The organism is Pseudomonas sp. FG43 (assembly GCF_057809175.1).
In genome coordinates this window covers 56654-80705 of the sequence record NZ_JBMDJL010000019.1, presented here as the reverse complement: position 1 = coordinate 80705, position 24052 = coordinate 56654, and the positions used below count along the sequence as shown (strand labels likewise).

General features: G+C 57.9%; 24 protein-coding genes. 6 read left to right on the top strand and 18 right to left on the bottom strand.

The genetic code is table 11. The annotated features are described in order from the left end of the window. Positions 1–22 precede the first annotated feature (22 nt). The 3 genes from ACODS3_RS20335 to ACODS3_RS20325 form a co-directional block, all read right to left on the bottom strand. Entirely contained in the window at positions 23–538 is a 516-nt protein-coding gene (locus tag ACODS3_RS20335; RefSeq protein WP_201007432.1) for an Hcp family type VI secretion system effector, read from the bottom strand. Between the two features lie 512 nt (positions 539–1050). Continuing rightward, complete coding sequence (locus ACODS3_RS20330; RefSeq protein WP_201019983.1) at positions 1051–1656, bottom strand: TetR/AcrR family transcriptional regulator; 606 nt, start codon at positions 1654–1656, stop codon at positions 1051–1053. 129 nt (positions 1657–1785) lie between these two features. Continuing rightward, positions 1786–2802 (bottom strand): 1-aminocyclopropane-1-carboxylate deaminase, encoded by a 1017-nt coding sequence (locus tag ACODS3_RS20325; protein ID WP_201019982.1) that lies wholly within the window; start codon positions 2800–2802, stop codon positions 1786–1788. 153 nt (positions 2803–2955) lie between these two features. On the opposite strand from ACODS3_RS20325, the gene ACODS3_RS20320 reads away from it, so the two are divergent. Continuing rightward, positions 2956–3462: an Lrp/AsnC family transcriptional regulator gene (locus ACODS3_RS20320; RefSeq protein WP_201007386.1), complete on the top strand. Its 507-nt coding sequence runs from the start codon at positions 2956–2958 to the stop codon at positions 3460–3462. Positions 3463–3468: 6 nt separating this feature from the next. Here ACODS3_RS20320 and ACODS3_RS20315 read toward each other — a convergent pair whose 3' ends face one another. Then, positions 3469–3948 (bottom strand): transketolase, encoded by a 480-nt coding sequence (locus ACODS3_RS20315; RefSeq protein ID WP_201019981.1) that lies wholly within the window; start codon positions 3946–3948, stop codon positions 3469–3471. Between the two features lie 224 nt (positions 3949–4172). Between ACODS3_RS20315 and ACODS3_RS20310 the strand changes: the two genes are divergently transcribed. After that, positions 4173–4973: an AraC family transcriptional regulator gene (locus tag ACODS3_RS20310; protein ID WP_201019980.1), complete on the top strand. Its 801-nt coding sequence runs from the start codon at positions 4173–4175 to the stop codon at positions 4971–4973. Here ACODS3_RS20310 and ACODS3_RS20305 read toward each other — a convergent pair. Both ACODS3_RS20305 and ACODS3_RS20300 read right to left on the bottom strand, forming a co-directional pair. Continuing rightward, entirely contained in the window at positions 4926–5576 is a 651-nt protein-coding gene (locus ACODS3_RS20305; protein ID WP_201019979.1) for a LysE family translocator, read from the bottom strand. The genes ACODS3_RS20310 and ACODS3_RS20305 overlap by 48 nt on opposite strands. Next, positions 5577–6866: a DUF8614 domain-containing protein gene (locus tag ACODS3_RS20300; RefSeq protein ID WP_201019978.1), complete on the bottom strand. Its 1290-nt coding sequence runs from the start codon at positions 6864–6866 to the stop codon at positions 5577–5579. It abuts the gene before it with no gap. Between the two features lie 213 nt (positions 6867–7079). Here ACODS3_RS20300 and ACODS3_RS20295 point away from each other — a divergent pair, with 213 nt between their 5' ends. Continuing rightward, entirely contained in the window at positions 7080–7988 is a 909-nt protein-coding gene (locus ACODS3_RS20295) for a DUF808 domain-containing protein (protein WP_201019977.1), read from the top strand. Here ACODS3_RS20295 and ACODS3_RS20290 read toward each other — a convergent pair. The 8 genes from ACODS3_RS20290 to puuE all read right to left on the bottom strand — a co-directional run bounded on the left by ACODS3_RS20290 (position 7918) and on the right by puuE (position 15347). Continuing rightward, on the bottom strand, positions 7918–8754 hold the full coding sequence (locus ACODS3_RS20290; protein WP_489036021.1) for a phosphatase PAP2 family protein: 837 nt from the start codon (positions 8752–8754) through the stop codon (positions 7918–7920). The two genes, ACODS3_RS20295 and ACODS3_RS20290, sit on opposite strands and share 71 nt — an antisense overlap. A 51-nt stretch (positions 8755–8805) precedes the next feature. Then, positions 8806–9495 carry a lipopolysaccharide core heptose(II)-phosphate phosphatase PmrG gene (gene pmrG / locus ACODS3_RS20285; protein WP_489035977.1) on the bottom strand — a complete coding sequence of 230 codons (690 nt, stop codon included), beginning with the start codon at positions 9493–9495 and terminating at the stop codon, positions 8806–8808. 155 nt (positions 9496–9650) lie between these two features. Beyond that, entirely contained in the window at positions 9651–10436 is a 786-nt protein-coding gene (locus tag ACODS3_RS20280) for an outer membrane protein OmpK (RefSeq protein ID WP_304575993.1), read from the bottom strand. A gap of 506 nt (positions 10437–10942) precedes the next feature. Next, complete coding sequence (locus ACODS3_RS20275) at positions 10943–12238, bottom strand: urate hydroxylase PuuD (protein ID WP_489035974.1); 1296 nt, start codon at positions 12236–12238, stop codon at positions 10943–10945. 32 nt (positions 12239–12270) lie between these two features. Further along, complete coding sequence (locus tag ACODS3_RS20270; protein ID WP_025259262.1) at positions 12271–12774, bottom strand: ureidoglycolate lyase; 504 nt, start codon at positions 12772–12774, stop codon at positions 12271–12273. 89 nt (positions 12775–12863) lie between these two features. Continuing rightward, complete coding sequence (gene alc, locus ACODS3_RS20265; protein ID WP_201019972.1) at positions 12864–13859, bottom strand: allantoicase; 996 nt, start codon at positions 13857–13859, stop codon at positions 12864–12866. Between the two features lie 52 nt (positions 13860–13911). Then, positions 13912–14427, bottom strand: a complete 516-nt coding sequence (gene uraD, locus ACODS3_RS20260) for a 2-oxo-4-hydroxy-4-carboxy-5-ureidoimidazoline decarboxylase (protein ID WP_489035971.1) — start codon at positions 14425–14427, stop codon at positions 13912–13914. Further along, on the bottom strand, positions 14424–15347 hold the full coding sequence (gene puuE, locus ACODS3_RS20255) for an allantoinase PuuE (RefSeq protein ID WP_201019970.1): 924 nt from the start codon (positions 15345–15347) through the stop codon (positions 14424–14426). The genes uraD and puuE overlap by 4 nt, the downstream gene beginning before the upstream one ends. 367 nt (positions 15348–15714) lie before the next feature. Here puuE and uraH point away from each other — a divergent pair, with 367 nt between their 5' ends. Beyond that, positions 15715–16068, top strand: a complete 354-nt coding sequence (gene uraH, locus ACODS3_RS20250; protein ID WP_201006107.1) for a hydroxyisourate hydrolase — start codon at positions 15715–15717, stop codon at positions 16066–16068. Positions 16069–16155: 87 nt separating this feature from the next. Next, complete coding sequence (locus ACODS3_RS20245) at positions 16156–16908, top strand: GntR family transcriptional regulator (protein ID WP_201019969.1); 753 nt, start codon at positions 16156–16158, stop codon at positions 16906–16908. Between the two features lie 129 nt (positions 16909–17037). Here ACODS3_RS20245 and guaD read toward each other — a convergent pair whose 3' ends face one another. The 4 genes from guaD to xdhA form a co-directional block, all read right to left on the bottom strand. Continuing rightward, positions 17038–18357 carry a guanine deaminase gene (gene guaD, locus ACODS3_RS20240; protein ID WP_489035969.1) on the bottom strand — a complete coding sequence of 440 codons (1320 nt, stop codon included), beginning with the start codon at positions 18355–18357 and terminating at the stop codon, positions 17038–17040. Between the two features lie 7 nt (positions 18358–18364). After that, on the bottom strand, positions 18365–19204 hold the full coding sequence (gene xdhC, locus ACODS3_RS20235; RefSeq protein WP_489035967.1) for a xanthine dehydrogenase accessory protein XdhC: 840 nt from the start codon (positions 19202–19204) through the stop codon (positions 18365–18367). A 121-nt stretch (positions 19205–19325) separates the two neighbouring features. Beyond that, on the bottom strand, positions 19326–21680 hold the full coding sequence (xdhB, locus tag ACODS3_RS20230) for a xanthine dehydrogenase molybdopterin binding subunit (protein WP_489035965.1): 2355 nt from the start codon (positions 21678–21680) through the stop codon (positions 19326–19328). Beyond that, entirely contained in the window at positions 21673–23127 is a 1455-nt protein-coding gene (gene xdhA / locus ACODS3_RS20225) for a xanthine dehydrogenase small subunit (protein ID WP_201019965.1), read from the bottom strand. The genes xdhB and xdhA overlap by 8 nt, the downstream gene beginning before the upstream one ends. Before the next feature lie 263 nt (positions 23128–23390). On the opposite strand from xdhA, the gene ACODS3_RS20220 reads away from it, so the two are divergent. After that, a complete protein-coding gene (locus ACODS3_RS20220; RefSeq protein WP_201019964.1) occupies positions 23391–24050 on the top strand; it encodes a GntR family transcriptional regulator in 660 nt (219 codons plus the stop codon). The last annotated feature ends 2 nt before the right edge of the window (positions 24051–24052 follow it).

Below are 24052 nucleotides of genomic sequence, written 5' to 3'. Positions count from 1 at the left end.
ATGCTTGAAGCGTCAGCCGTTATCAGGCGACAGGCGAGCGCCAGTCATCGGAGCCCGAAGTGCCGGAGACTTCGTGGGTCCAGGTGATTTTGCGGTAGGTCATTTCGATGTCTTCCAGGTGCGTGAAATGCGCGTTCGCAGGGTCCTGGCAGTTGTGCATGTAGTCCTTGGAGCTGACGAGGATGGCGTCTTCCAGAACGGTGGTGTAGTAGTGCTCTTGAGTACCTTGAGCGGAAGTGCGGAACCATTTGATTTCGACTTTGCTCAGGCGCTCGCCGGAAGTCAGGGCCGCTTGCAGCAGAGGCGAGGACTTGTCGAACACTTTGGTGATTTTCACCGGTTTGTGAACGCGCTGGCCGGTAGGCTGGCCGGACTGAGGGTCACGCGGGATGATCACGTCGTGATGGAAAGCCTGGACCATTACTTCGTCTTCGTGGCCTTCCTGATAGGTGTTGCCCACGGAGTCGGCGGTGAATGCGCCGGCAGTGATCAGGCCTTGTTTTTCGCCGGTGATGGACATGTACGCGGGTGTAGCCATGGGGGTGCTCTCCTTGCTGAAACATTGAGTGTCCCGGGAGGCGAATTCGCCAGGTGGGTGGCGATTACAGATCAAGCTTCGTGCCAGATAATATATTTACTATATAAATCAGATAGATAGGTGTTTTGTTGTCGGGTTTTCATGATTTTCACATGGAAAACCCCTTAAAAGTGCGCAAGAAGTTGCGCAGTGGTGCGCAACTTCTTGCGCACTCGTCTGTGAGCTTTTAATTACAAGGGTTGTAGAGGTCTATCCACAGGATATGCACAAAAAAGTGCGCAACTTCTTGCGCATAATGGCTATGTGGCATGCCTTCGCAGAAGACGGGATTTGACTGCTCTGAATGGCTGCCTGATGAGTTGATGCTCATCAGTCAAGGCACACACACTTGCAGGAGGCAGCTTGCTGGCGAAAATACCTGAAACCCGGCAGATATTCTGTGTCTGTACGCTGAAGTCACCAGCAAGCTGGCTCCCACAGAGTGATTCTGAGCGGCATTTCAGATCACGCGATCAATCCGGTTCGCAACCTTTGAGTACCAGCCTCAGGATGGTTTGCGTCGCCGCTTCGTAGTCGCTGTCTTCAAGCTTGTCCTTGCCGGTGACGGTAGATATCTGCCAGTCGAAGTCGGCATAGGTCTGGGTCGCGGCCCAGATGGTGAACATCAGGTGATGAGGGTCCAGGGGCGCAATCTGGCCACTGTCGATCCAGGCCTGGATGCACTCGATATTGTGTCTGGCCTGGCCGTTTAGCTGCTCGATCTGTTCGGGCGTCAGGTGCGGTGCGCCGTGCATTATTTCGCTGGCGAACACTTTCGAGGCGAAGGGCAGTTCGCGGGAAATCTGGATTTTCGAGCGGATGTAACTGCTGAGCACTTCCGTGGGAACGCCTTGGGGATTGAAGGGCGTCGAGGCACGCAGGATCGGCTCGATGATGCTTTCCAGCACCTCGCGATAGAGGTTTTCCTTGGACTTGAAGTAGTAATAGACGTTGGGCTTGGGCAGCCCGGCCTTGGCGGCGATGTCGCCGGTCTTGGTCGCGGCAAAACCCTTGTCGGCGAATTCTTCACTGGCGGCGCGCAGGATAAGTTCTTTGTTGCGCTCGCGAATACTGCTCATGACCAGATTCCTGCACGGCGGGTGCGCATGGTAGCACTGAGCTCGCGCAAGGCTCAATGATGAGCCTGGGACGGCGTAGGAGCGAATTCATTCGCGAATGAATTCGCTCCTACGATAAGTCATGTGCGATCAACCATCCTTGAACAGGAAGCTGTAGGCATTGAGTGCCGGTACGCCGCCCAGGTGTGCGTAAAGCACTTTCGAGCCCTCGGGGAATTCGCCGTTGCGGACCATGTCGATCATGCCGTGCATGGATTTGCCTTCGTAGACCGGGTCGGTCAGCACGCCTTCCAGACGGGCGCAGGTGCGGATCGCATCCAGGGTGCCTTCGTTTGGCAGGCCGTATTCCGGGTACGCATAACGAGTATCGAGGACCACGTCATCGGCGGTGATTTCACGGCCCAGATCCACCAGTTTTGCGGTGTTCTGAGCAATGCGCAGCACTTGCTCGCGGGTCTGATCCGGTTTTGCCGAGGCATCGATACCGATCACCCGCTGAGCACGGCCATCGGCAGCGAAACCGACCACCATCCCGGCGTGGGTACTGCCGGTGACCGAGCAGACGACGATGTAATCGAACTTGAAGCCCAGTTCTTCTTCCTGTTGGCGCACTTCATCGGCAAACCGCACGAAGCCCAGGCCGCCATAAGGGTGTTCCGAGCAGCCTGCCGGAATCGGGAACGGCTTGCCGCCACTCTCGACCACATCGGCCATGGCTTTTTCCCAGCTCGGGCGGATACCGATATCGAAGCCTGCGGAATCCAGACGCACATCAGCTCCCATGATGCGGGACATCTCGATATTGCCCACACGGTCGTACACCGCATCGGAGTAGTTCACCCAGTTCTCCTGGACCAGCACGCACTTCATGCCCAGGTGAGCGGCGACGGCTGCTACCTGACGAGTCTGGTTCGACTGGATACCGCCGATGGACACCAGGGTGTCATAACCGCCTTCGATGGCTTCGGGGATGAGGTATTCAAGCTTGCGCGTCTTGTTCCCGCCAAATGCCAGACCGCTGTTGCAGTCTTCGCGCTTGGCATACAGCTCGACCTTGCCGCCCAGATGCTCGCTGAGACGCTTGAGCGGAGTGATAGGCGAAGGGCCGAATGTCAGGGGATAGCGCTTGAATTTGGTCAGGTTCATATCGAGTCTCCAATGAGAGGAATCATTAACGTGCTGCGATGGGACCTATCATAGAAAATCGATCAATAATCGTGGTTGCAAAGAATTGTCTATTTAGGAAATGAAAGTTAGTCTCTGGAAATTGAAAATTAATTTTATTTCTAGAAAGTCCATATGAAAGCAATAAATGAACGAGGCAAAAAGCCGGACGCCGATATCACGCCGCTGCTCGACAGGATCGACCGGGCCATCCTCAAGACGTTGCAGCGTGATGCGTCCATTTCCAACGTGGCGCTGGCCGAAAAGGTCAAACTGAGCCCGCCGGCCTGCCTGAGGCGTGTCGAGCGGCTCAAGGACGCGGGTGTCATAAAAGGCGTGGTGGCGCTGCTCAACGGCGAAGCGCTGGAAGCGGGGATGGTGGTACTGATCGGCGTGGTACTGGATCGCTCGACCCCGGACTCATTCGCCCAGTTCGAGGAGGCTGCGCAGAAGGTTTCCGGCTGCATGGAGTTTCATGTGGTGACCGGGGAGTTCGACTATTTCATGTTGCTGCGCACCAAAGACAGCCAGAGCTTCAACCGGCTGCACGCCGAGCAACTGCTTTATCTGCCGGGCGTCAGGCAGATCCGCTCCTTCATGGGCTTGCGTCAGGTGCTTTCAACCACCCAGATCCCCATGTAGGCACGGTCAGGAGGGCGACATGAAATGATCCTGCAGGTAGTTCTTCACCAGATGCCGGGTCGCCGCCAGTATTTCTTCTACCTGTGAGTCCATCGAGGCCTTGGACGGGGTCTGTTCTTCCAGCTTCTCCAGCTCGAAAAAGTGCAGCTTGTGCCCGCACACCGAACCCAGCCAGGACAGATGCGCCCGATGGCTGGCTTCCACATCCAGCAGATGGCAGGTCTTGGGGATTGAACTCAGCAAGCCATTGGCTTCGCAGCTCGAAGGTTTTTGCGCACTGAAGGCCCGGTTTTCAGCATCGAGCCATTCCTCTTCCAGTTGGGTCGATTGCTTGATGACCAGATAAGCCACCTGTTCCCAGTCACTGATTTCGGTATTGAGTGTGTCGATGATGTATTGAGGCAGGTTTGCATTGGAAACGATGATGACGCCCGTCTCTTGAGAGGTCGGTTTCAACCATTGCGCTCGTTGCGAATCAGTGTGCATGACAGCCCCTTGTTGTTGGTGCAGCGATCAATAATCGGGTTTCGTGATGCAACACTCACGCCACAAGTCGGGAAGGGGGAGTTGCTCGCTTGAACCCCTGATACAAAAACGATACTGTGCGTTTGTAGGACAATCTCACTCAAGCGCCTGTATTTACTCGGCCGGCGCGGGCTCGATCTGGAGATCGGGGCAGGGACTTTCAGAGCAGTTAACGGAATAACACTATGACGCCGATCATCGAAGCCCTTTCAAAACGCCCGTTTGCCGAGTGCTCTCTGGTTTCAGCATGCAACGCTGAGTTTCCTCGCCATACCCATGAAGAATATGTGATCAGCGCCAATCTTTCCGGTCGCGAACGTATCTGGTATGACGGCCGCTCTCAGGAAGTGCTGCCCGGTCAGGTCACCCTCTATAACCCGATGACGGTCCAGTCTTCCCGATTCTGCTCGGCAGGTGCCAGGTTCATCAGTGTTCACCTGGATGCCGCTCACGTGGCGTCGGTCTTTGGCGATACCCAGGGGCCGCTGTTTGACGAAGGCGCGTTCATCGACGGTGCCCTGTTCAAGGCCATCGCTGCGCTGCACGCGGCCAATGACTCTTCCCGCCGCGAAGAGGCACCTTATGAACTGTTGGCCGAACTCTCCAGGTTTCGGGATCAAGGCAGCGTTATCGTCGAACTTGATGTGGTTTCCCGAGTTGTGGAATTCATGCTCGACAACCTTTACGAAGACATCGACCTGCAAGATATCAGTGCCATGGCAGGGCTCTCGAAGTTTCATCTGGTGCGCAGTTTCAAGATGGTGAAGTCTCTGGCGCCTATGCAGTTCCTGAAGCAGCTCAGGCTGATCGAAGTGCGCAAGAGACTTCGCCGGGGCGATGCGGCGGCAAGGGTTGCCACTGAACTGTACTTTTATGACCAGGGCCACATGTGCAATTCGTTCCGCCGGGTGATGGGCATATCCCCTAATCGCTATGCATCAATGTTCAATAACGGGCTGCGCACTGACGAACTCCATATAGCCTGAAATGACGACGTACAGGGTGAAGTAGGCAAATATCAGCGCCGATGCGATGTAGGTCCATCTGAGCATCTTTTCACCCAGCAGCTGGCCACCGTGGTAGGCCAGGGTACACAGCACCAGTGCCCAGAAAATACCTGCGCTGAAAAAGCCCGAGAGGAAGAGAACCGAGCTGTTCAGGTCCACGCCCTGTTTGGCGATGATTGCGCCGCCTACCGCAGCAAACCACAGGATCGCGCTGGGCGAGGACATCGCCAGAAAGATGCCCTTGGAGAAAAGCGCGAAATTCGTGTTGCCCCACTGCATTTCCGATCCGCTGACCCCAGCCTTGACCCGCATGGCGCTGGCAACCATCTTGAAGCACAGGTAAGCCAGTACCGCCGAGCCACCCAGCCATAGCGCCCAGCGAACCGCCTCGTACTGAAGCAGCACCGCCATGCCCGCCAGAGCGAGAATGGCGTAGACCAGGTCGCCGATGCAGGTGCCTACGCCCAGCCAGACGCCCTGTCTGAACCCGCGCTGCATCGACAACGTGATCATGGCCATGTTGGCCAGACCGATCTCCAGGCACAGTGAAAGGCTCAATAGAAAGCCGTTGTAAAACTCCACTTATGTGTTCTCCAGCAAGGACTGTTCATAGAAAAGGGTGGTTTCACAGACGGGCAGCCCGAACAGCAGATCCGCGCCTTGGGCAAGGTGGGCGCCATAGTTTTTCAGGAAGCCGTCGAAAGCCTGGATATCATCGGACATGACTGCGGTGAGCAGCGTGCGGGTGATATGGGCCATGGCCTGCGGGAACGCTTCGGAGTCTATGGCGATGGTGCCCGGTTTGAGCACCGACAAGACGCCGGCTTCTTCCAGCATTTTCAGTTGGACGTAAGCGGCGCCAGCGTCCGGGAACTGCTCTGGCCCGCGCCGCAGGTAACGGAACAGCTCCAGCACATAGAGCCGCATCATCATGACCGGGTCCAGTTCAAGCCTTTCAGCAATCGCCGGGTCCATTGCCAACATGAAACCAAACACATCGGCCACGGTTTCCTGGGCAATCATCGAGCCCCAGCGGTCATGGCGACTCAGCTTTCGGTAATCGGTGTTCTTGAGCACGATCGAGTGGCCAAGGTCATGCCCGCGGAACCAGCCGATCAGGTAACGCTCGGCGTCCTGTTCTGCTGGCAGATCAGCATCCGTCCAGCCAAAGATACCCTTCTGCTCCAGCGCGATTTGCCGGTAGAGGTTCAGGTACGTGTTGGCGAACACCACCGTGCGCTTGAACGGCGCGTATTTGATGCCCTGATCTTCGGGCATGAAATAAGCGAAATGCTTGGGGAAGGTATCGGCCTCACCGGCAATCGCACACAGATCGATGATCTTGTAAGAACAGGCTGGCAGCCGCTGAAGTTCGACGTCAAAACGCTCGGAAAGCCTGGCCACGCTGCTCTCGAAGTGATGGTCGATCACATCCGAGACCGCCTGGAGCTTCTGGTTCGGCGTTCCGAAAAATGCCGAAAACCCTGTTTCCCGTGACTTGCCCAGCCATGTCGACAGCGGCCCGACGTAACCCACCAGTTCATTCTCATTCAGTGCTGCCAGCGCGGGGCCGGCATTTTCGAGAGCCATGCACCCCATCAGCCCTTCTGCAAGCAGGCCCATGGCTTGTCTTGAAGCTTCATCCGTCAGTTGGCCGGAGGCGGTCGCCAGATGATTGGCAATCGACAGCACGATGTTTTTCACCAGCACTGAGTCTTTGCTGCCAGCGCGTTCGAGCTCCCGGATGGCATTGGACATTCGAGTGATGTTTTTCAAGGAGTCGAGCAGTTCGGGTGGGAACGTGTCGGGCTTGGCAAGCTGGACGGATCGGATCAGGTGCTGTTTTCGCCTAGGCCAGAAAATGCTGTTCATGATGGCTCCCGGTGGATGAGGGGGCCAATCAAAGCAGTCGGGACGGAGCGGGTATTGGAAATAATTGCTGTTGTGTGACAGTCGTGAATGTGGGCAAAACGTTGTGAGTCGGCGCGGGTCAGATGATTCTGAAGCATAGGGTCATACGATTGACTGTAGCCTGTGATTCAATAAGCGCCGTTTTGTTTTTCTATTTGTTCAAGGATATTGATTGTGGCTGCTGGAAGCTTGCTGACCCTGCTCGATGACATTGCAACCCTGCTCGACGATGTGGCACTGGCCACCAAAAAGACGGCGGGTGTGCTGGGCGATGACCTGGCCCTCAATGCGCAACAAGTCACGGGCGTCTCGGCCGACCGGGAGTTGCCGGTAGTGTGGGCGGTGGCCAAGGGCTCATTGCTCAACAAGGCGATTCTGGTGCCTGCCGCATTGCTTATCAGCGCCTTTGCGCCATGGGCGATCCTGCCTTTGCTGATGATCGGCGGTGCCTACCTGTGTTTCGAGGGGGCTGAAAAGATTGTCCACAAATGGCTGCATTCCGATGCAGGTCAAGAACACGAAGAGCGTAAACAGGCTGCTGGCGATGCATCAGTGGACATGGTTGCGTTCGAGAAGGAACGGATCAAAGGCGCCATCCGCACGGACTTCATCCTTTCGGCAGAAATCATCGTCCTGGCACTGGGCGTGGTTTCAAGCCGGCCGTTCCTTGATCAGGTTGGCGTACTGGTGATAGTCGCGGTGCTGATTACAGTCGGCGTATATGGTTTGGTGGCCGGTATCGTGAAACTCGACGACCTGGGCCTGCACCTGAAAAAGAGCGCCAGCTCCGCTTCGCAAAGCATAGGCAATGGCTTGCTCTGGCTGGCTCCGGTCTTGATGAAAGCGCTGTCTATCCTTGGCACCGCCGCCATGTTCATGGTCGGCGGCGGCATTCTGGTGCATGGCTTGCCGTTCGCCCATCACTGGGTCGATGGCATCACCGAAAGCGCGACCAGTGCTGTCGGCGGCTTCTCCATCGTAGTCCCGACCCTGATGGATGCCATTGCCGGAATCATTGCCGGTGCGGCACTGGTGGTCGTGGTGACGCTGGCGGGTAAGGTGTGGAAGTCGGCAAGGGGTTGAGCCTGTCGTTGCCCGGCTCAAGTGATGCCTGAAGTGCTGGTCGTCCATAGAAGAACAGGGCGGTCAGCAGTATCGTTAGCCATACCAGAATCCCGGACCAGAAGGTGTGGGACATGAAGTGCCAGCCTTGCAGGACGCGGGTCGTGCCATACACCATGCCCAGCAGCATAACCCAGCCCAACAGCTTGCGAGCATGTCGCCAGCGGTAGCGGCGGGCGACGAAGTACAGCGCCAACAGGGTAAAACCGCTTGAGGCGTGACCACCGGGCCAGCAGCGTCCTTTTCCGGCTTCATGCAGCAGGTTGAAGTTCTCGAACCATTCTTTCTTTTCCTGAGTACCGCCATACAGGGTTGTTTCGACCGGGCAGTAAACACTGGTGTGGCTTTTGAAGTAATGAACCATGCCAGTGGTTATCGCGAAGGCAACGACAACGAAGATAAAGTCACGGCGGTGACGGGCAAGAAACTTGAGCGCCCTGGCGATACGAAGTCTTTCCAGAGTGGCAATCAGGCGCTGATGTTTGTCGGCCTTCAACCTGGGCCATACAAATGAAAGCACTGCTCCGATGATTGCCAGCTCACCTGTCCAGTCCGGAATGATCCGTGGCCAGCGATGTGTCAGGTTTTCAAAAAGCCTGTCGTGCTGGAACGGGAATACCTGGGTAACAGGGTCGTACAACAGATTGCTGAGGGTGACATCCAGTTCGGTCAGGTCGAAGACGACAAAGACCAGAGCCGCCAGCAATAAAGGTATGCCGACATTCATCAAGTAGAAGCGATTTTTTAGAGTATTCACGCGGCCGGGTTTCCTGATGGCTTATGGATGTTGCGGCATGACGGACTTCCAGTCCTGGGCATCGAGAAAGCCCAGAATCCTGGTGCTGTGATCTTTGGGGTTAACAGCCACGAACAGGGCGCTGCCATAGTCGGGCACGGTGCGTGCCGAAACTTTCAGCGACTTCTCCAGTTGGTTGAAACACTCGCTGTGAGTGACCAGCACCATGTTGCGTTGATCGACTTTGTGCTGCTGCATGTCTTCCAGCATCGTGTGGCGACAGTTGCCCAACCAGTCCTGAGGAATGCTTGCGCCTTTGAACGCAAAGCCTGCGGTCTGGGCCGTACGCAGCAGGGGGCTGTTGAAAATGTCCGTGTGGCTCAGATCAAGGGCTCTGAACGAATTGCCCAGTTCCTGTGCTACTAACTGACCTTTACGGGTAATGCCGTCGGGTGGTCCAAGACAGGGATTGGTCGAGTGATCGCAACGCTCGGCATGGCGCACCAGAATGACCAGATCACCTTCGGCCCAGTGGGCAAGCACGCCGGCCTTGCGCAGGTTGTGGCCCAGTGAGAGATCGAGTGGGCCAGAGGGCGTCAACAGCGAGGTGCCCAGCCATATAGCGGCCAGCATCAGCGGCAGTAGCCACAGCGCTTTTGGATAATGGGTAAGGTTTCTGTAGCCAGCGTGACTGGCAATGGCCAACTGGTCGTAGAGCGATTGGGTATTCAAGGCTGGTCGCCGTCACAAGAGGAGGACTGGACCGCAGACTAGGGCGCGACAGGTCAATGACCGGTCAACGAGATGTGAAAAAACAATTGAGAAAGAGGGTGTTCAGTACTGGCGAGGCGGCACCGCAGTGCAACCTCGCCCGATGCTGCCTGTGATCAGAAGAACACTTTGACCAGCAGGCTTGCAGTGTTCTGGTCGGTATCAAAGGATGAAGTGTCCTTGATGCCGTACTTGTTGCTCCAGTAGTCGTATTCGATACCGACGTAGAGTTGTTTCTCAGGGAAGTTCAACGCCTTGCCCAGGTCGTACTTGATCTGTGGGTTGATGTGCAGGTTGGCGTGGTAGGTGCCACGGGCGTTCTTGTCGTTATCCACGACCCAGTCGATGAAGCCGTCGACCACCACATCGGATTTGCCCATTGGAATGGTGTAGGACCATACCGGCGTGATCTGCCATACGCCGTCGCCCGGACGATTGCCTTCGGTCTGGCGCTGGTAGAAGTTCAACTGGAAGTAATCGAAGCCCGGGATGTTCAGGTCAAAGCCTGGACCGATCAGGTACGACTCGTTATCGCCTTCTCCGAACTCATAAGTGGCGGCCAGCAGCACGTCCGAGATAGGCCCCAGCTCAAACTTCTGGCCGAAGATCTTGCCCATCGACAGGCGTGGCGAGAACTCACCGTAGTAAGTGTTCGGGCCGCTGTTCGCGTCTTTCTTGCCGTTGTAGAAGATCTTGTCGACGAAGAAGAAGTTGTCGCCGTATTTCCAGCCATCCGCATGTTCGAAGGTAAAGGTCTGTTGTATTTCCGGGTTGACCGTGAAGTCCCGACCGTTGAGGTAGGTCAGGCTGTTGGTCTGCCATTGCAACAGATCGCCGGCCATGGCCGAGCCTGCGGCCAGCAGACTACCGGCCAGTAACAGGCTGGAAAAAGTACGGTTCATGCGGTTGCTCCCTTGAGGTTAGATAGCTGTTCTTGAGGTGGGCGTTCTGTTTGTGACGCCTTTGCTCTGGTTGTAATAAATTGTCTACGTGGTCAGCTTCGTGATTTAGCAAAAGCTGAGCCAACCCTGTGAAAAAGCCACGCGGATACCTGAAACACTCGGCAATGGCCGGTTTCCGATGATTTTTACGGGATGCAGGACCTGACTGAACGGACAATTTCAGTTCAGGCCTGGCAATTGGCGGCTTGTAAAGCGGCGGCGGAGAATACTGGGTGGCGAGTGCCAGCTCAAGTGCTCCAGAGCGGAGCATGACAGGCGAAAGTGGGGCGTTTTTCCTCTTGAGGTCACAAATCACTTTGTGGGAGGCAGCTTGCTGGCGACTTCAGCGACGACGCAGAATATCTGCCAGTTTCAGGCTTTTTTCGCCAGCAAGCTGCCTCCCACAAGTGTTGTTTGTGCCTTAACTGATCGGCATTAACCTGTGCGGATTCATCCGCGAAGAGTGTTCAATGAACACTGGCCCCTTGATCGATCCATGCGCCCACAAGGTCCCGTTCCTCCTGGGTCATCTGGGTGATGTTGCCCAAAGGCATGATCGGTGTGGTGATGGCCTGGGCCTTGATGCGCGGGGCCAGTTGCTGGATCTGTTCTGGCGTATCGAACATCACGCCCGCAGGCGCGGCGCTGAACAGGTTGCTGGTGGGGTTGGCCGAATGGCAAACGGTGCAACGTTGCTGGATGACCTCATGAACCCTGGCGAACTCTATCCCTGCAACCTTGGCGGTTTCAGCCGGTGCGGGCGCAGCAACCGGTTCGGGGCGTTTTTCGTCGGCCCTGTAGCCGCCCACGGCTGTGCCGGGAAGCGGCTGATACTCGATTTTTGCCGCAGCGTCGTGGGGCTTCTGCGGTTGCGCGGGGCCGGTGACGTAGGCCAGACAAATCATGCCCAGCGCCGCGAACGGCAAGGTCCAGAAGAATCTGTGGCTGTCATGTCGGGTATTGAAGTAATGGCGTACCAGCACCGCCAGCAAGGCAATCACCGCCAGGATCAGCCAGTTGTACTGGCTGCCATACGTGCTGGGAAAGTGGTTGCTGATCATGATGAACAGCACCGGCAGGGTGAAGTAGTTGTTGTGCCGTGAACGCAGCAGGCCTTTGGCGGGCAGAGCCGGGTCCGGCGTACGGTTCTCGGCGATGGCCGCCACCAGGGCGCGCTGCGCCGGCATGATGATACGGAACACGTTGCCGACCATGATGGTGCCCATGATGGCGCCCACATGCAGATACGCTCCACGCCCGCTGAACACCTGGCTCAAGGCGAAGGCCGCCGCGACCAGCAGCACGAACAGGATCACACCCAGCAGCGCAGGGCGTTTGCCCAGTGCCGAGTCGCACAGAAAGCTGTACACGAACCAGCCGACAAACAAGGAGCCAAGGCCGATATGCACGCCAGCGGCAGGCGAAAGGCTACTGCCCGGAGCCAGCAGATAAAGTGTCGGGTTGGCGTAGAACACCACACACAGCAGAGCGACCCCGGACAGCCAGGTCGAATAGGCTTCCCATTTGAACCAGTGCAGGTTCTCGGGCATGGTCGGCGGCGCGAGCTTGTACTTTTCCAGGTGATAGATGCCACCACCGTGGATGGCCCACAAGTCACCCGACAAACCGTCACGCGGGTTTGAGCGATTGAGGTTGTTTTCCAGCCAGACAAAGTAGAAAGAGGCGCCGATCCACGCCACGCCCACAATCATGTGAATCCAGCGCACGCCCAGATTCAGCCATTCCATCAGATGTGCCAGCACGGTATTTCCTTTTGCCTGGGGGCCAGGCCTTCCTATTGGTTTGGATCGAGCACCATCAACTGGCTCTCTTCAAAAAAATGCTCATCGCAGTTATTGCCGGTTCCACTGCGATCAACCACCAGGAAGTCATCCCGCTTTTCGATCGTCAGCACCGGATGGTGCCAGACGCCGCGATGGTAATTTACACCCTGCCTGCCGTTGGACACGAAGGCGCGGGTCAGCTCTGGATCAGGTACATCGCCAAGTGGCGCGACCACGATCAGAAAAGGGTTGCCGAGCAGCGGTATGAAAGCCTGGCTGCCCAGCGGGTGACGCTCCAGCATGGCAATGGTCAACGGCATCTCCAGCGCTTCGGCGCGGAAGATGCTGATGATTGCCTTGTCGTCAGGCGAGGCGGTTTCGACCTCGGCCAGACGATGAAAGCGCTGGGTCGAGCCGTTGTTGATCATGAAGTGAGCGCTGCCATCGGTTTCGATCACATCACCGAACGGGGCAAAGGCTTCTTTGGTCAACGGCTCGATAATCAGTTTGCGCATTACAGTCTCTCTGGGCCTGTAGGAGCGACTTCAGTCGCGAATGGCCATCGCCGATTCACGAATGAATTCGCTCCTGCGGGAGGGTGTGTTTATTTGGTTATTTTGCCCAATACTCGCAAGCGACTCACGCCGCCATCCGGGAATACATTCAGACGGATATGGGTGATCGGGCCGATAGCCTTGATCTGCTCGGCGAAGTCATGTTCGGCGTGCATGCTCAGTTTCTGGCTGGGCAGCAGTTCGCGCCAGAACAGGCTTTGGGTTTCGATCTGGCTGTCGGTGCCGCCTTTGACGAAGGCGCCCTGGATCGAGCAGCTGTCCGGGTAGTTGCCTTTGAAGTGCAGTGTATCGACGATGACTCTTTCCACTTCGCCCGGATGCCCCAGCGCGACGATGACCCAGTCATTGCCCGGCGTGCGGCGGCGTGCGGTTTCCCAGCCGTCGCCCATGTTCACACCGCGACCTGGGTTCAGAATGTTGCTCATGCTGCCGTAGTGCTCGTCGGAGCAGGCAATCGCACGGCCGCCATTAAGGGCTGCGACCAGATCGATCTGCTCGCTGTCGCTGACTTCTGTCCAGTCACGGAAGGGGATGCCGTGTACGCGCAGGCGTGCCACGCCGCCATCGGGGTAGATATTGAAACGCAGGTGACTGAACGCTTGATCGTTGCTGATGGCGTGGTAGTGATGGCTATTGCCTTGCAGCTCTACCGACGGCAGCACTTCAACCCATTGAGTGTTTTCATCAGGGTCGCCCGATGCCAGGAAGCAGGCTTCCAGCGAGGCGGAAGGCGGGAAGTTGCCGGTAAAGAACGAGGTGTCGATATCCACGCCCTTGATGGTGCCCGCCACGCCCAGGCGGATCACCGCGCTGTCATAACCTTCAAAACGCTTGCGCCGCGATTCCCAGCCGTCCATCCATTTGCCGTTGTCATCGAACACGCCTTCTTTCCAGACCGCAGGGGTCGGCTGGAACAGGCGGTTGGCATCGGCGAACCAGTCATCGGTGACGGACAGGACTTTGGTCCCCAGGCGTGCGTCGGCCAGATTGACGAACTTCTCGAACGGTGCGGCGTAAACTTTCATTCTTTTTGTCTGCCTTTCTCGATGGGCTTGGAAGGAATGGGCTTGGTAGTGTCTACAGGGTCAGCAAGCGAAACAGGGCAATCTTGTTGATCTCGGCCAGCGCGCAGGCGAACTCGACTTCTGCCGAGTGATGGATACGCTGCTCGAAGGCCGCCAGGATCTTGTGCCGGTCGCTTCCCTTGACCGCCATGATGAACGGGAAGCCGAACCTGGCCTTGTAGGCCTGATTCAACTCGGTAAAACGCTGGAACTCCTCGGCTGTGCATTGATGAATGCCGGCACCGGCCTGTTCGCTGGTGCTGGCTTCGGTCAGTTCACCCTGGATGGCGGCTTTGCCTGCCAGATCCGGGTGAGCGTTGATCAGCGCCAGTTGCCGCTCATGATCGGCGTTGAGCAGGATTTCGCTCATGCGCGCATGCAGGCTTTCGACCTGATCCAGCTCAGGGCTCACGCCCAGTTCATAGGTCTTTTCAGCGACCCATGGCGAGTGTTCGTAGATATCGGCAAAGGCTGCAATGAACGCTTCACGGCTCAGAGACGAGGGCTTCAGTGTCTGGAACTGGCTCATTGCGCGGCCTTGAAAGGATGTTGAGTGTGCCAGTGGCGAGCGATATCGACACGGCGGGTAAACCAGACCTGTTCGTGGCTCTTGGCGTACTCGATGAAGCGCTTGAGTGCAGCGAGGCGGGCAGGGCGACCGATCAGGCGGCAATGCAGGCCGATGGAAAGCATTTTCGGGGCCTCTGCACCTTCGGCGTAAAGCACGTCGAAAGCATCCTTGAGGTACTGGAAAAACTGCTCGCCATTGTTGAAGCCCTGCACCTGAGTGAAGCGCATGTCATTGGTGTCCAGCGTGTAGGGAATCACCAGATGCGGCTTGCCTGTCGGGTTGTTCGGCTCCCAGTAGGGCAGGTCGTCATCGTAGGTGTCGCAATCGTAGAGAAAGCCGCCTTCCTCCATCACCAGGCGACGGGTATTGGGGCCGGTGCGGCCGGTGTACCAGCCCAGCGGGCGTTCGCCGGTGATTTCGGTCAGGATGCGAATGGCCTGGAGCATGTGCTCGCGCTCCTGGGCTTCATCCATATTCTGGTAGTCGATCCAGCGATAGCCGTGGCTGCAGATTTCATGACCGTCAGCGACCATGGCGCGGATCACATCCGGGTGACGCTGGGCAGCCATGGCCACGGCAAAGATGGTCAGCGGGATATCGAATTGCCTGAACAGCTTGAGAATGCGCCACACACCGGCACGGCTGCCGTATTCGTACAGCGACTCCATGCTCATGTTGCGCTGGCCTTGCAGCGGTTGCGCCGCGACCATCTCGGACAGGAAGGCTTCGGATTCCTTGTCGCCATGCAGAATGTTGCGCTCGCCACCTTCTTCGTAATTGAGGACGAAGGAGAGGGCGATACGCGCATTGCCGGGCCAATGAGGATGGGGAGGATTGCTGCCGTAACCGATCAGGTCGCGTGGATAGTCAGCGCTCACTGCAAGCTTCCTTTAGGTGCGTGAAATCTGGTGCGGTACAAGCCCTGTGGCAGAAAACCGCGCTGCGCCGATTGTATACAAAATAATATCAACTTTGTAACCCGTAAAATTTCGCACGCTAGCGCTTTGAGTCATGCAATAAACTTGCCTGAGTGGTCAGCTTAAAATGAAAAACCTTAATGCTTTCCTTTGCTTCAGTGTTTTCGGGACTAAACCTCTGCTCAGAAATTTCAGGACTCACGGACGCAGGTTTTATTGTGTACAAGTTTTTTTAAAAGTGTCTTAATCGATCTCTGTCTACGATTGGCAAGCACCCTGATGGTGCATCATGCCCGCAATTCAACCATTCAACGAGGTGCTGATATCAATGGGACGATTAACCACGCATGTGCTGGACGCCGCGCACGGTTGCCCCGGCAACGGCATCCACATCGAACTTTACCGGGTTGAAGGCGAGCGTCTTGAACGAGTCGCCACGGCGGTCACCAACAGTGATGGTCGTTGCGATGCTCCCTTGCTCCAGGGCGAAGCTTACCGCACAGGTGTCTATCAGCTTCAGTTTCATGCGGGCGATTACTACCGCGGGCGTGGCGTGACGCTGCCTGAGCCGGCCTTTCTCGATGTGGTGGTGCTGCGCTTCGGGATTGATGCAGGCCAGGAGCACTATCACGTGCCGCTGCTGGTTTCGCCTTACAGCTACTCGACCTATCGTGGCAGTTGATTGCACAGCGCGAGGCGCGCCCTTGTGCTGGCGCACTGTGTACAATGCGTCCGTCCTACGCCGTAAACCACTTGCACACGAGTGCCCATGAACGAACAGTCCCTGCCCCTGAAGAAACAGCCACGCGCGGTCAAGTCAGCCCGTAATGCAACCCAGGACGATATCGTCTATGCGCATATCTTCGAGGCGATCCTTGAGCAGCGTCTGGCGCCGGGCACCAAGCTGAGCGAAGAGGCGCTGGGCGAAATCTTTGGCGTGAGTCGCACCATCATTCGTCGTGCCCTGTCGCGCCTGGCTCATGAAGGTGTCGTGCTGTTGCGGCCCAACCGGGGGGCGGTGGTCGCCAGCCCCAGCGTCGAGGACGCGCGTCAGGTGTTCTTCGCCCGGCGCATGGTGGAAAAGGCCATTACCGAGCTTGCGGTCGAACACGCGACCGCCGAGCAACTGGCCGAATTGCGGCAGATGGTCAGCGACGAGCGCGACAGCTTTGCCAGAGGGGATCGTGGCGCCGGGATTCGCCTGTCTGGCGAGTTCCACCTGCAACTGGCAGTGGCCGCCCGTAACGCACCGCTGATCAGCTTTCAGCGCAGCCTGGTGTCGCAGACCTCATTGATCATCGCTCAATACGAAAACGGCAATCGCACCCATTGTTCCTACGATGAACACACCCAGTTGATCGACGCCATCGAAGCCCGCGATGCCGCATTGGCCGTGGAACTGATGATGCATCACATGGACCACATCGACAGCAAGCTCAACCTCGACGACGACGGCGCGTCCGATGATTTGCATGCGGTGTTTTCGCACCTGATGGGCAAGAAGAAACCGGGCAAGGGGTAATGCCTGGTAGTCAAGGCGTACAGGTCTCTGTGGGAGGGGCCTTGGCCGCGACAACTTGCTGACAGGCAACACATCTTCAGCGCACTTCACATTGCTCTCGCGGCCAAGGCCCCTCCCACGAGTTGTGATTCAACCATCGCGCTCATGCACCAACTCCCCGGCCGCCCAAGTCTGTTGCACCGTGCGGTCATCGCCTAATGTCATCAGCACAAACAGGATCTCTGCAATATCCTTGGCCTGCTTGAGCCGATAGGCCAGCAGCGGCGTAGCGTTGTAGTCCAGCACCACAAAGTCAGCTTCGTTGCCGGGCTTCAGGCTGCCTATCCGGTCGTCCAGCCGCAGCGCCCGTGCGCCACCCAATGTGGCCAGATACAGTGATTTGAAAGGGCTGAGCCTCGCGCCCTGCATCTGCATGACCTTGTAGGCTTCGTTCAGGGTTTGCAGGATCGAGAAACTGGTGCCGCCGCCCACATCGGTCCCCAGCCCGACATTGATCCCGTGCTTTTCAGCCCTCGGCAGATTGAACAGGCCGCTGCCCAGAAACAGGTTGGAGGTCGGGCAGAACGCGATGGCCGATCCGGTTTCTGCCAGCCGCGCACACTGTTCGTCACACAGATGCACGCCATGGGCGAACACCGAGCGCTCGCCCAGCAGGTTGAAGTGGTCGTACACGTCCAGATAGTTTTTGCGCTCCGGGAACAGGGCCTTGACCCATTCGATTTCCTGCAGGTTTTCGCTGATATGCGTCTGCATGTACAGGCCGGGATACTCGCTCAGCAGCTTGCCTGCCAGGGTCAACTGCTCCGGCGTGCTGGTGGGCGCAAAGCGCGGGGTGACGGCGTAGCTCAGGCGGCCCTGGCCATGCCAGCGCTCGATCAGCGCCTTGCTGTCCGCATAGCTGGACTCGGGGGTATCCACCAGATAGTCCGGTGCATTGCGGTCCATCATCACCTTGCCGGCGATCAGGCGCAGGTCCAGCTTTTGAGCGGCGCTGAACAGTGCGTCTACCGACTCCTTGTGAACGCTGCCGAACACCAGCGCCGTGGTGGTGCCGTTGCGCAGCAGCTCCTTGAGAAAGATATCGGCCACTTCAGCGGCATGCACCGGGTCGGCAAACTGGCTCTCGCAAGGGAAGGTGTACGTGTCGAGCCAGTCCAGCAACTGCTCGCCATACGAGCCGATCATGCCGGTCTGCGGCAAGTGAATGTGGGTGTCGATAAAGCCCGGAGTAATCAGCGCGTCCTGATACTCGATCAGTTCCACATCGCTGCCCAGGCTACCCAGCAGGTCAGCGGCATTGCCGACGGCGGTGATCCTGCCGTCTTCGACCAGCATCAGGCCGTCGGGAAAATATTCATAAGACGCCTCGACCCCGACTTGGGCGGGGTCGGCAATGCTGTGCACGATACTGGCGCGGTAGGCTTTCTTGTTGCTTGAAACGAGGGTCATGGGCATCTCATTGCGACTGGCTGCGCCGCGAGGCGGGCAGCAGTTTGGCGACAGGTTCGGCGCTGGCACTGTGTTGGCCAAAGCTGGCGTTGTAGGTAGCGATTATTTCGGCGGCGATGGAAATGGCGATCTCGACGGGCAGCTTGCCTTTGACCTGCGCCAGACCCATGGGGCAGCGCATGCGTTGCAGCAAGGCGGGTTCAAAACCACGTTCCTTCAGGCGATGCTCGAACTTGACGCGCTTGGTCCGGGAGCCGATCAGCCCGAAATAGCCAAAGTCGCCGCGCTTGAGGATCGCGGCTGTCAGTTCCAGATCCAGTTGATGGTTGTGAGTCATGACAATGCAGTAACTGCCTTTGGGCAGTTGCGCGACCTCATCGACAGGCTCGTCGTTGACGATTTTCAGCACGGACTCGGGCAAGTGTTCCGGGAACTCCTGCTTACGAGAATCGATCCAGCGCACCCGGCAGGGCAGGCTGGCCAACAGCGGCACCAGCGCCCGGCCGACATGGCCTGCACCGAACACCGCGATCTGCGCCTGTGGCTGCCCCATGGGCTCGAACAGCAGGACATTCACGCCGCCGCAGCACTGGCCGAGGCTGGCGCCGAGGTTGAAGCGCTCCAGGCGCGTCTGCTGGCTGCCGCTGGCCAGCATGTCACGGGCGATTTCCATGGCCTTGTATTCCAGATGCCCGCCGCCGATGGTGTCGTGGATCCCCTGCGCCGTGACCACCATCTTGGAGCCCGCATTGCGTGGCGTCGAGCCAAGCTCCTCGATGATAGTGACCAGAACGCTCGGCTCACCTTGGGCCTGTAGCCTGGCCAGGGCGCTGATCCAGTCGTTCATGTGTGCCTCTGAGTTGACGGACCCGGTAGGAGCGAATTCATTCGCGAAGACGTCAGCACATCCACCGTCAATGGCACTTTCACATGCCGCTTCGCGAATGAATTCGCTCCCACGGGGATGTTCATTGAAGGTGTCTCATCTGTTCACACCCCCACAAAACCCGCTCCGGCGTTGCCGGTGCATCGATGTCGGGCTGATGCCGATAATCCCCCAGGCTCGCCACCGCATCCTTGATCGCACACCACGCCGCAATCCCCAGCATGAAGGGCGGTTCGCCCACGGCCTTGGAATGGAACACCGTGTCTTCCGGGTTCTTGCGGTTTTCCACCAGGGTGACCCGCAAATCCAGTGGCAAGTCCGCCACCGCCGGGATCTTGTAGGACGCCGGGCCGTTGGTCAGCAATTTGCCTTTGTCGTTCCACACCAGCTCTTCGGTGGTCAGCCAGCCTGCGCCCTGAATGTAGCCGCCTTCGACCTGACCGATATCGATGGCCGGGTTCAGTGAGGCGCCGACGTCATGCAGGATGTCCGTGCGCAGCATCTTGTACTCGCCGGTCAGGGTGTCGACGATCACCTCGGCGCAGGCGGCGCCAAAGGCGAAATAGTAAAAAGGTCGACCCCGCGCCTGGCTGCGGTCGTAGAAAATCTTCGGCGTCTTGTAATAGCCCGTGCTGGACAGCGACACCTGGCCCATCCACGCCTGATGCGCCAGCTCGGCGAAGGACAGCACCTGCTCGCCGATACGCACATGCCCATTGCGAAACACCACATCGGCCTCGGTCACTTGATACTTCAGCGCCGCAAATTCCACCAGCCGCTGCTTGAGGATTTCAGCGGCATTCTGCGCGGCCTTGCCATTGAGGTCCGTGCCGCTGGACGCCGCAGTCGGTGAGGTGTTCGGCACCTTGTCAGTGTTGGTCGCGGTGATCTGGATACGCTCGATATCCACCTGAAACACCTCGGCCACCACCTGGGCGACCTTGACGTTCAAGCCCTGGCCCATCTCCGTGCCGCCATGGTTCAGATGGATGCTGCCATCGGTGTAGATATGGATCAGCGCACCCGCCTGATTGAGAAAGCTGGCGGTAAACGAAATCCCGAATTTGACCGGTGTCAGCGCCAGGCCTTTTTTCAGAATCGGGCTGCTGGCGTTGAAGGCCTTGATCGCTTCGCGACGCTCTGCGTACTGGCTGCTTTGCTCCAGATCGGCGGTCATTTCTTCCAGCAGGTTGTGCTCGACGGTCTGGTAGTAATGCGTGACGTTGCGCTCGGTCTTGCCGTAGTAATTGACCTTGCGAACTGCCAGCGGGTCTTTGCCCAGATAGCGGGCGATGCTGTCCATCACTTCCTCGATGGCCACCATGCCTTGTGGGCCGCCGAAGCCTCGATAGGCCGTGTTGGACGCGGTGTTGGTCTTGCAGCGATGGCCGTTGATGGTTGCATCGCCCAGGTAATACGAGTTATCGGCATGGAACATGGCGCGGTCGACAATCGAGGCCGACAGGTCCGGCGAATAACCGCAGTTGCCCGCCAGTTCCAGCTCGATGCCCTGCAGGCGTCCGCTGTCGTCAAAACCCACGTCGTACTCGATATAGAACGGGTGGCGCTTGCCGGTCATCAGCATGTCTTCAACCCTTGGCAGGCGCATCTTGGTTGGTTGCCCGGTGAGGTGGGCAATCACGGCGCACAGGCATGCCGGGCTGGCTGCCTGGGTTTCCTTGCCGCCAAAGCCGCCGCCCATGCGCCGCATGTCGACCACGATGCGGTTCATCGAAACGCCCAGCACCTCGGCCACCAGCTTCTGGATTTCCGTAGGGTTCTGGGTCGAGCAATAGACGATCATCCCGCCGTCTTCGGTGGGCATCACCGACGATACCTGGGTTTCCAGATAGAAATGCTCCTGGCCACCGATATGCAGGCTGCCCTGCAAACGATGCGGTGCGCCTTGCAGGGCGCTGGCCGAGTCGCCACGCTTGTGGGTATGACTGTCGACCACGAAATGCTTCTGGCGCAAGGCCTGAACCACATCCAGCACTGGCTCCAGGTCTTCATATTCAATGACCGCCGCCATCGCCGCCTTGCGTGCGGTTTCCAGGTCGCGGGCCGCCACGGCCAGCACCGGCTGGCCGACGAACTCCACCTTGTCGATGGCCAGCAACGGGTCGCCGGGCAGCAACGGGCCGATGTCTTTCAGGCCGGGAATGTCTTGATGGGTAATGACGATCCGCACCCCGTCGAAAGCAAGGCACGGAGCCGTGTCGACGCTGACGATCCGCGCATGGGCGCGGTCCGAGAGGCGTGCATACACATGCAGTTGATTGGGAAACTCCAGGCGGTCATCGATATAGATGGCTTCGCCACTGACGTGCTTGTCGGCGCTGTCATGCTTGACGCTGCGGCCAACGCCGGTGGTCAGGTCCTGCTGGAACAGCGCGACCAGTTCGGCCTGGGTCTTGGGCGGTAGATGATTAGACATAGTCGGTCACCCGCGTCACAAGAGTGGGGGTTTGCAGCTCGATAAAATATTTGCGCAGCAGGTTTTGCGCGCTGAGCAGACGGTATTCCTTGCTGGCGCGAAAATCCGACAGCGGCGTGAAATCTTCGGCCAGTGCGCTGCAAGCCAGTTCGATGGACGCCGATGTCCAGGGCTGACCGATCAAGGCCCGCTCGCAGGCCGCGGCACGTTTGGGAATGGCTGCCATGCCGCCGAACGCAATGCGCGCATCGGCAATCTGGCCGTCTTCAAGATGCAGGCAAAAAGCCGCGCAGACCGCCGAGATATCGTCATCCAGCCGCTTGGACACCTTGTAGGCGCGGAATACATGGCCAGCCTTGGCGGTCGGCACAATGATCTTCTCGATGAACTCGCTTTCCTGACGTGCCGTCACCCGGTAATCGATGAAGTAATCTTCCAGCGCCAGGGTGCGTTGAGTGTCGCCCTTGCGCAGCACGATCCGTGCGCCCAGGGCGATCAACAGCGGCGGGGCGTCGCCGATGGGTGAGGCGTTGCCGATATTGCCGCCCAGCGTGCCCTGATTGCGGATCTGCAACGAAGCGAAGCGTTGCAGCAACTCGCCGAAATCCGGGTATTCAGCCTTGAGAGCTGCATGGCAGTCGGTCAGCGAGGCGGCGGCACCAATCTCCAGCCGGTCCTCGAAACGCTCGATGCGCTTCATTTCGGCAATATGGCCAACATGAATCATCACCGGCAGCGGCTTGTGAAACTGAGTGACTTCCAGCGCCAGATCGGTCCCGCCTGCCAGCAATCTGGCTTGTGGGTGCGCGCTGTACAGGTCGGCCAGATCGGCCACGGTCAGCGGCACCAGAGAACGCTTTTCGCCGTCGTTCAGTTCGCCGGTTGTCTTGGGGGCGATGCTGCGCAAGCGGGCGATGGTCTGGGCCTGACGCTGATCGAACTGGTCGGGTTGATGCTGGCCGCAGGCTTGCGCTGCAGCGTCCAGAATCGGGCGATAACCGGTGCAGCGGCAAAGATTGCCCGCCAGGGCTTCGTGGGCCTGATGGGTGTTGGCCTGAGGGCTGTTCTTTTGCAGGGCGAACAGCGACATCACAAAGCCTGGCGTACAGAAGCCGCATTGCGAGCCATGGCAGTCGACCATGGCCTTTTGCACGCTATGCAGTTGCCCTTGATGCTTGAGGTCTTCGACGCTGATCAATTGCTTGCCGTGCAGCGACGCCACGAAGGTCAGGCACGAATTGAGGCTGCGATAACGCAATTGCTCAGTGCCATGGCTGTCGGTTTCCAGCTCACCGAGCACAACGGTACAAGCGCCGCAGTCACCGCTGGCGCAGCCTTCCTTGGTGCCCGTCTTGTGCGCATGCCCGCGCAGGTAATTGAGCACGGTGAGGTTCGGGTCCAGGGTGTGCTCGGTTTTGAGCTCCTGGTTCAAAAGGAACTGGATCACGGTGCTACACCCTCGATTTCTTGTAATCGGATATGTCGATGAATTTATCAGCTTTGCTTATCGGGTCAATTTTTTTCTGACTGTAAAGTCAGGAAATTCCGTTGCCAGTCGATAAGTCACGCAACACATAAGCGACAATAAGTCTGTCACATCAATGATTTGCTTAATTCGTGCCAGTTTCACGGCCATGGCCCTGCGCCATGCCCAAAGGTTGCGATACACTCCTTCTCTTAATAAGTAGAACTGCTGCTGAAAGGAAAGACATGACGTTCAAGGCATCGGACAGCCTCGCCGAGCAAGTCGCTCAGCACATTGCCGAGCGGATCATCCGTGGCGAGCTGAAACCTGGAGAGCGGATCCAGGAACAAAAGGTCACGCAGGCGCTGAGTGTCAGTCGCGGTACAGTGCGCGAAGCTCTCTTGATTCTGGAGCGCAGGCATCTGGTGGTGATCTTGCCGCGTCGTGGTGCGCAGGTGACTGTGCTGGATGCCCATAATGTGGTCGGCCTGTGCTCGCTGATGGCCGAGTTGTATATCCTGCTCGCCACGGCGGTTGCCGAACGCTGGCAGCGCGAGTCGGATCTGGCACCGTTCATGCAGATCCAGCAACGTCTCAAGAACAGTTATGAGCGTGAGGATGTCACGGTATTCGTTGAAGAAAGCTTCAACGTCATGCGCGCCGCCTATCCGTTTGCCGACAACCCGTACCTGCAAGAGACCGTCGAGAACCTGCAACCGTCCATGAGCCGCAGCTATTACCTGGCGCTTGAACAGCGCAAGGCCGAACTGGGCGATTATCTGACGCTGTTCTCACAAATGCTTGAAGCCGTTGTGGCCCGGGACCTGCCACAGATTCGCGTAATCCTTACTCATTATTGCCAACGCAGCTGCAGGCTGGTGCTGGCTGCTTTGTCCACAGGCTGAAA

What these genes read in the sequence shown, in the direction of transcription:
- ACODS3_RS20270 (WP_025259262.1), bottom strand. Translation starts at nt 12,774, where the DNA reads ATGCGCAAACTGATTATCGAGCCGTTGACCAAAGAAGCCTTTGCCCCG.
- guaD (WP_489035969.1), bottom strand. Translation starts at nt 18,357, where the DNA reads ATGACCCTCGTTTCAAGCAACAAGAAAGCCTACCGCGCCAGTATCGTG.
- alc (WP_201019972.1), bottom strand. Translation starts at nt 13,859, where the DNA reads ATGAAAGTTTACGCCGCACCGTTCGAGAAGTTCGTCAATCTGGCCGAC.
- uraH (WP_201006107.1), top strand. Translation starts at nt 15,715, where the DNA reads ATGGGACGATTAACCACGCATGTGCTGGACGCCGCGCACGGTTGCCCC.
- ACODS3_RS20330 (WP_201019983.1), bottom strand. Translation starts at nt 1,656, where the DNA reads ATGAGCAGTATTCGCGAGCGCAACAAAGAACTTATCCTGCGCGCCGCC.
- ACODS3_RS20280 (WP_304575993.1), bottom strand. Translation starts at nt 10,436, where the DNA reads ATGAACCGTACTTTTTCCAGCCTGTTACTGGCCGGTAGTCTGCTGGCC.
- ACODS3_RS20320 (WP_201007386.1), top strand. Translation starts at nt 2,956, where the DNA reads ATGAAAGCAATAAATGAACGAGGCAAAAAGCCGGACGCCGATATCACG.
- uraD (WP_489035971.1), bottom strand. Translation starts at nt 14,427, where the DNA reads ATGAGCCAGTTCCAGACACTGAAGCCCTCGTCTCTGAGCCGTGAAGCG.
- xdhC (WP_489035967.1), bottom strand. Translation starts at nt 19,204, where the DNA reads ATGAACGACTGGATCAGCGCCCTGGCCAGGCTACAGGCCCAAGGTGAG.
- ACODS3_RS20245 (WP_201019969.1), top strand. Translation starts at nt 16,156, where the DNA reads ATGAACGAACAGTCCCTGCCCCTGAAGAAACAGCCACGCGCGGTCAAG.
- ACODS3_RS20220 (WP_201019964.1), top strand. Translation starts at nt 23,391, where the DNA reads ATGACGTTCAAGGCATCGGACAGCCTCGCCGAGCAAGTCGCTCAGCAC.
- ACODS3_RS20335 (WP_201007432.1), bottom strand. Translation starts at nt 538, where the DNA reads ATGGCTACACCCGCGTACATGTCCATCACCGGCGAAAAACAAGGCCTG.
- ACODS3_RS20310 (WP_201019980.1), top strand. Translation starts at nt 4,173, where the DNA reads ATGACGCCGATCATCGAAGCCCTTTCAAAACGCCCGTTTGCCGAGTGC.
- ACODS3_RS20325 (WP_201019982.1), bottom strand. Translation starts at nt 2,802, where the DNA reads ATGAACCTGACCAAATTCAAGCGCTATCCCCTGACATTCGGCCCTTCG.
- xdhB (WP_489035965.1), bottom strand. Translation starts at nt 21,680, where the DNA reads ATGTCTAATCATCTACCGCCCAAGACCCAGGCCGAACTGGTCGCGCTG.
- ACODS3_RS20290 (WP_489036021.1), bottom strand. Translation starts at nt 8,754, where the DNA reads ATGAATGTCGGCATACCTTTATTGCTGGCGGCTCTGGTCTTTGTCGTC.
- ACODS3_RS20315 (WP_201019981.1), bottom strand. Translation starts at nt 3,948, where the DNA reads ATGCACACTGATTCGCAACGAGCGCAATGGTTGAAACCGACCTCTCAA.
- ACODS3_RS20300 (WP_201019978.1), bottom strand. Translation starts at nt 6,866, where the DNA reads ATGAACAGCATTTTCTGGCCTAGGCGAAAACAGCACCTGATCCGATCC.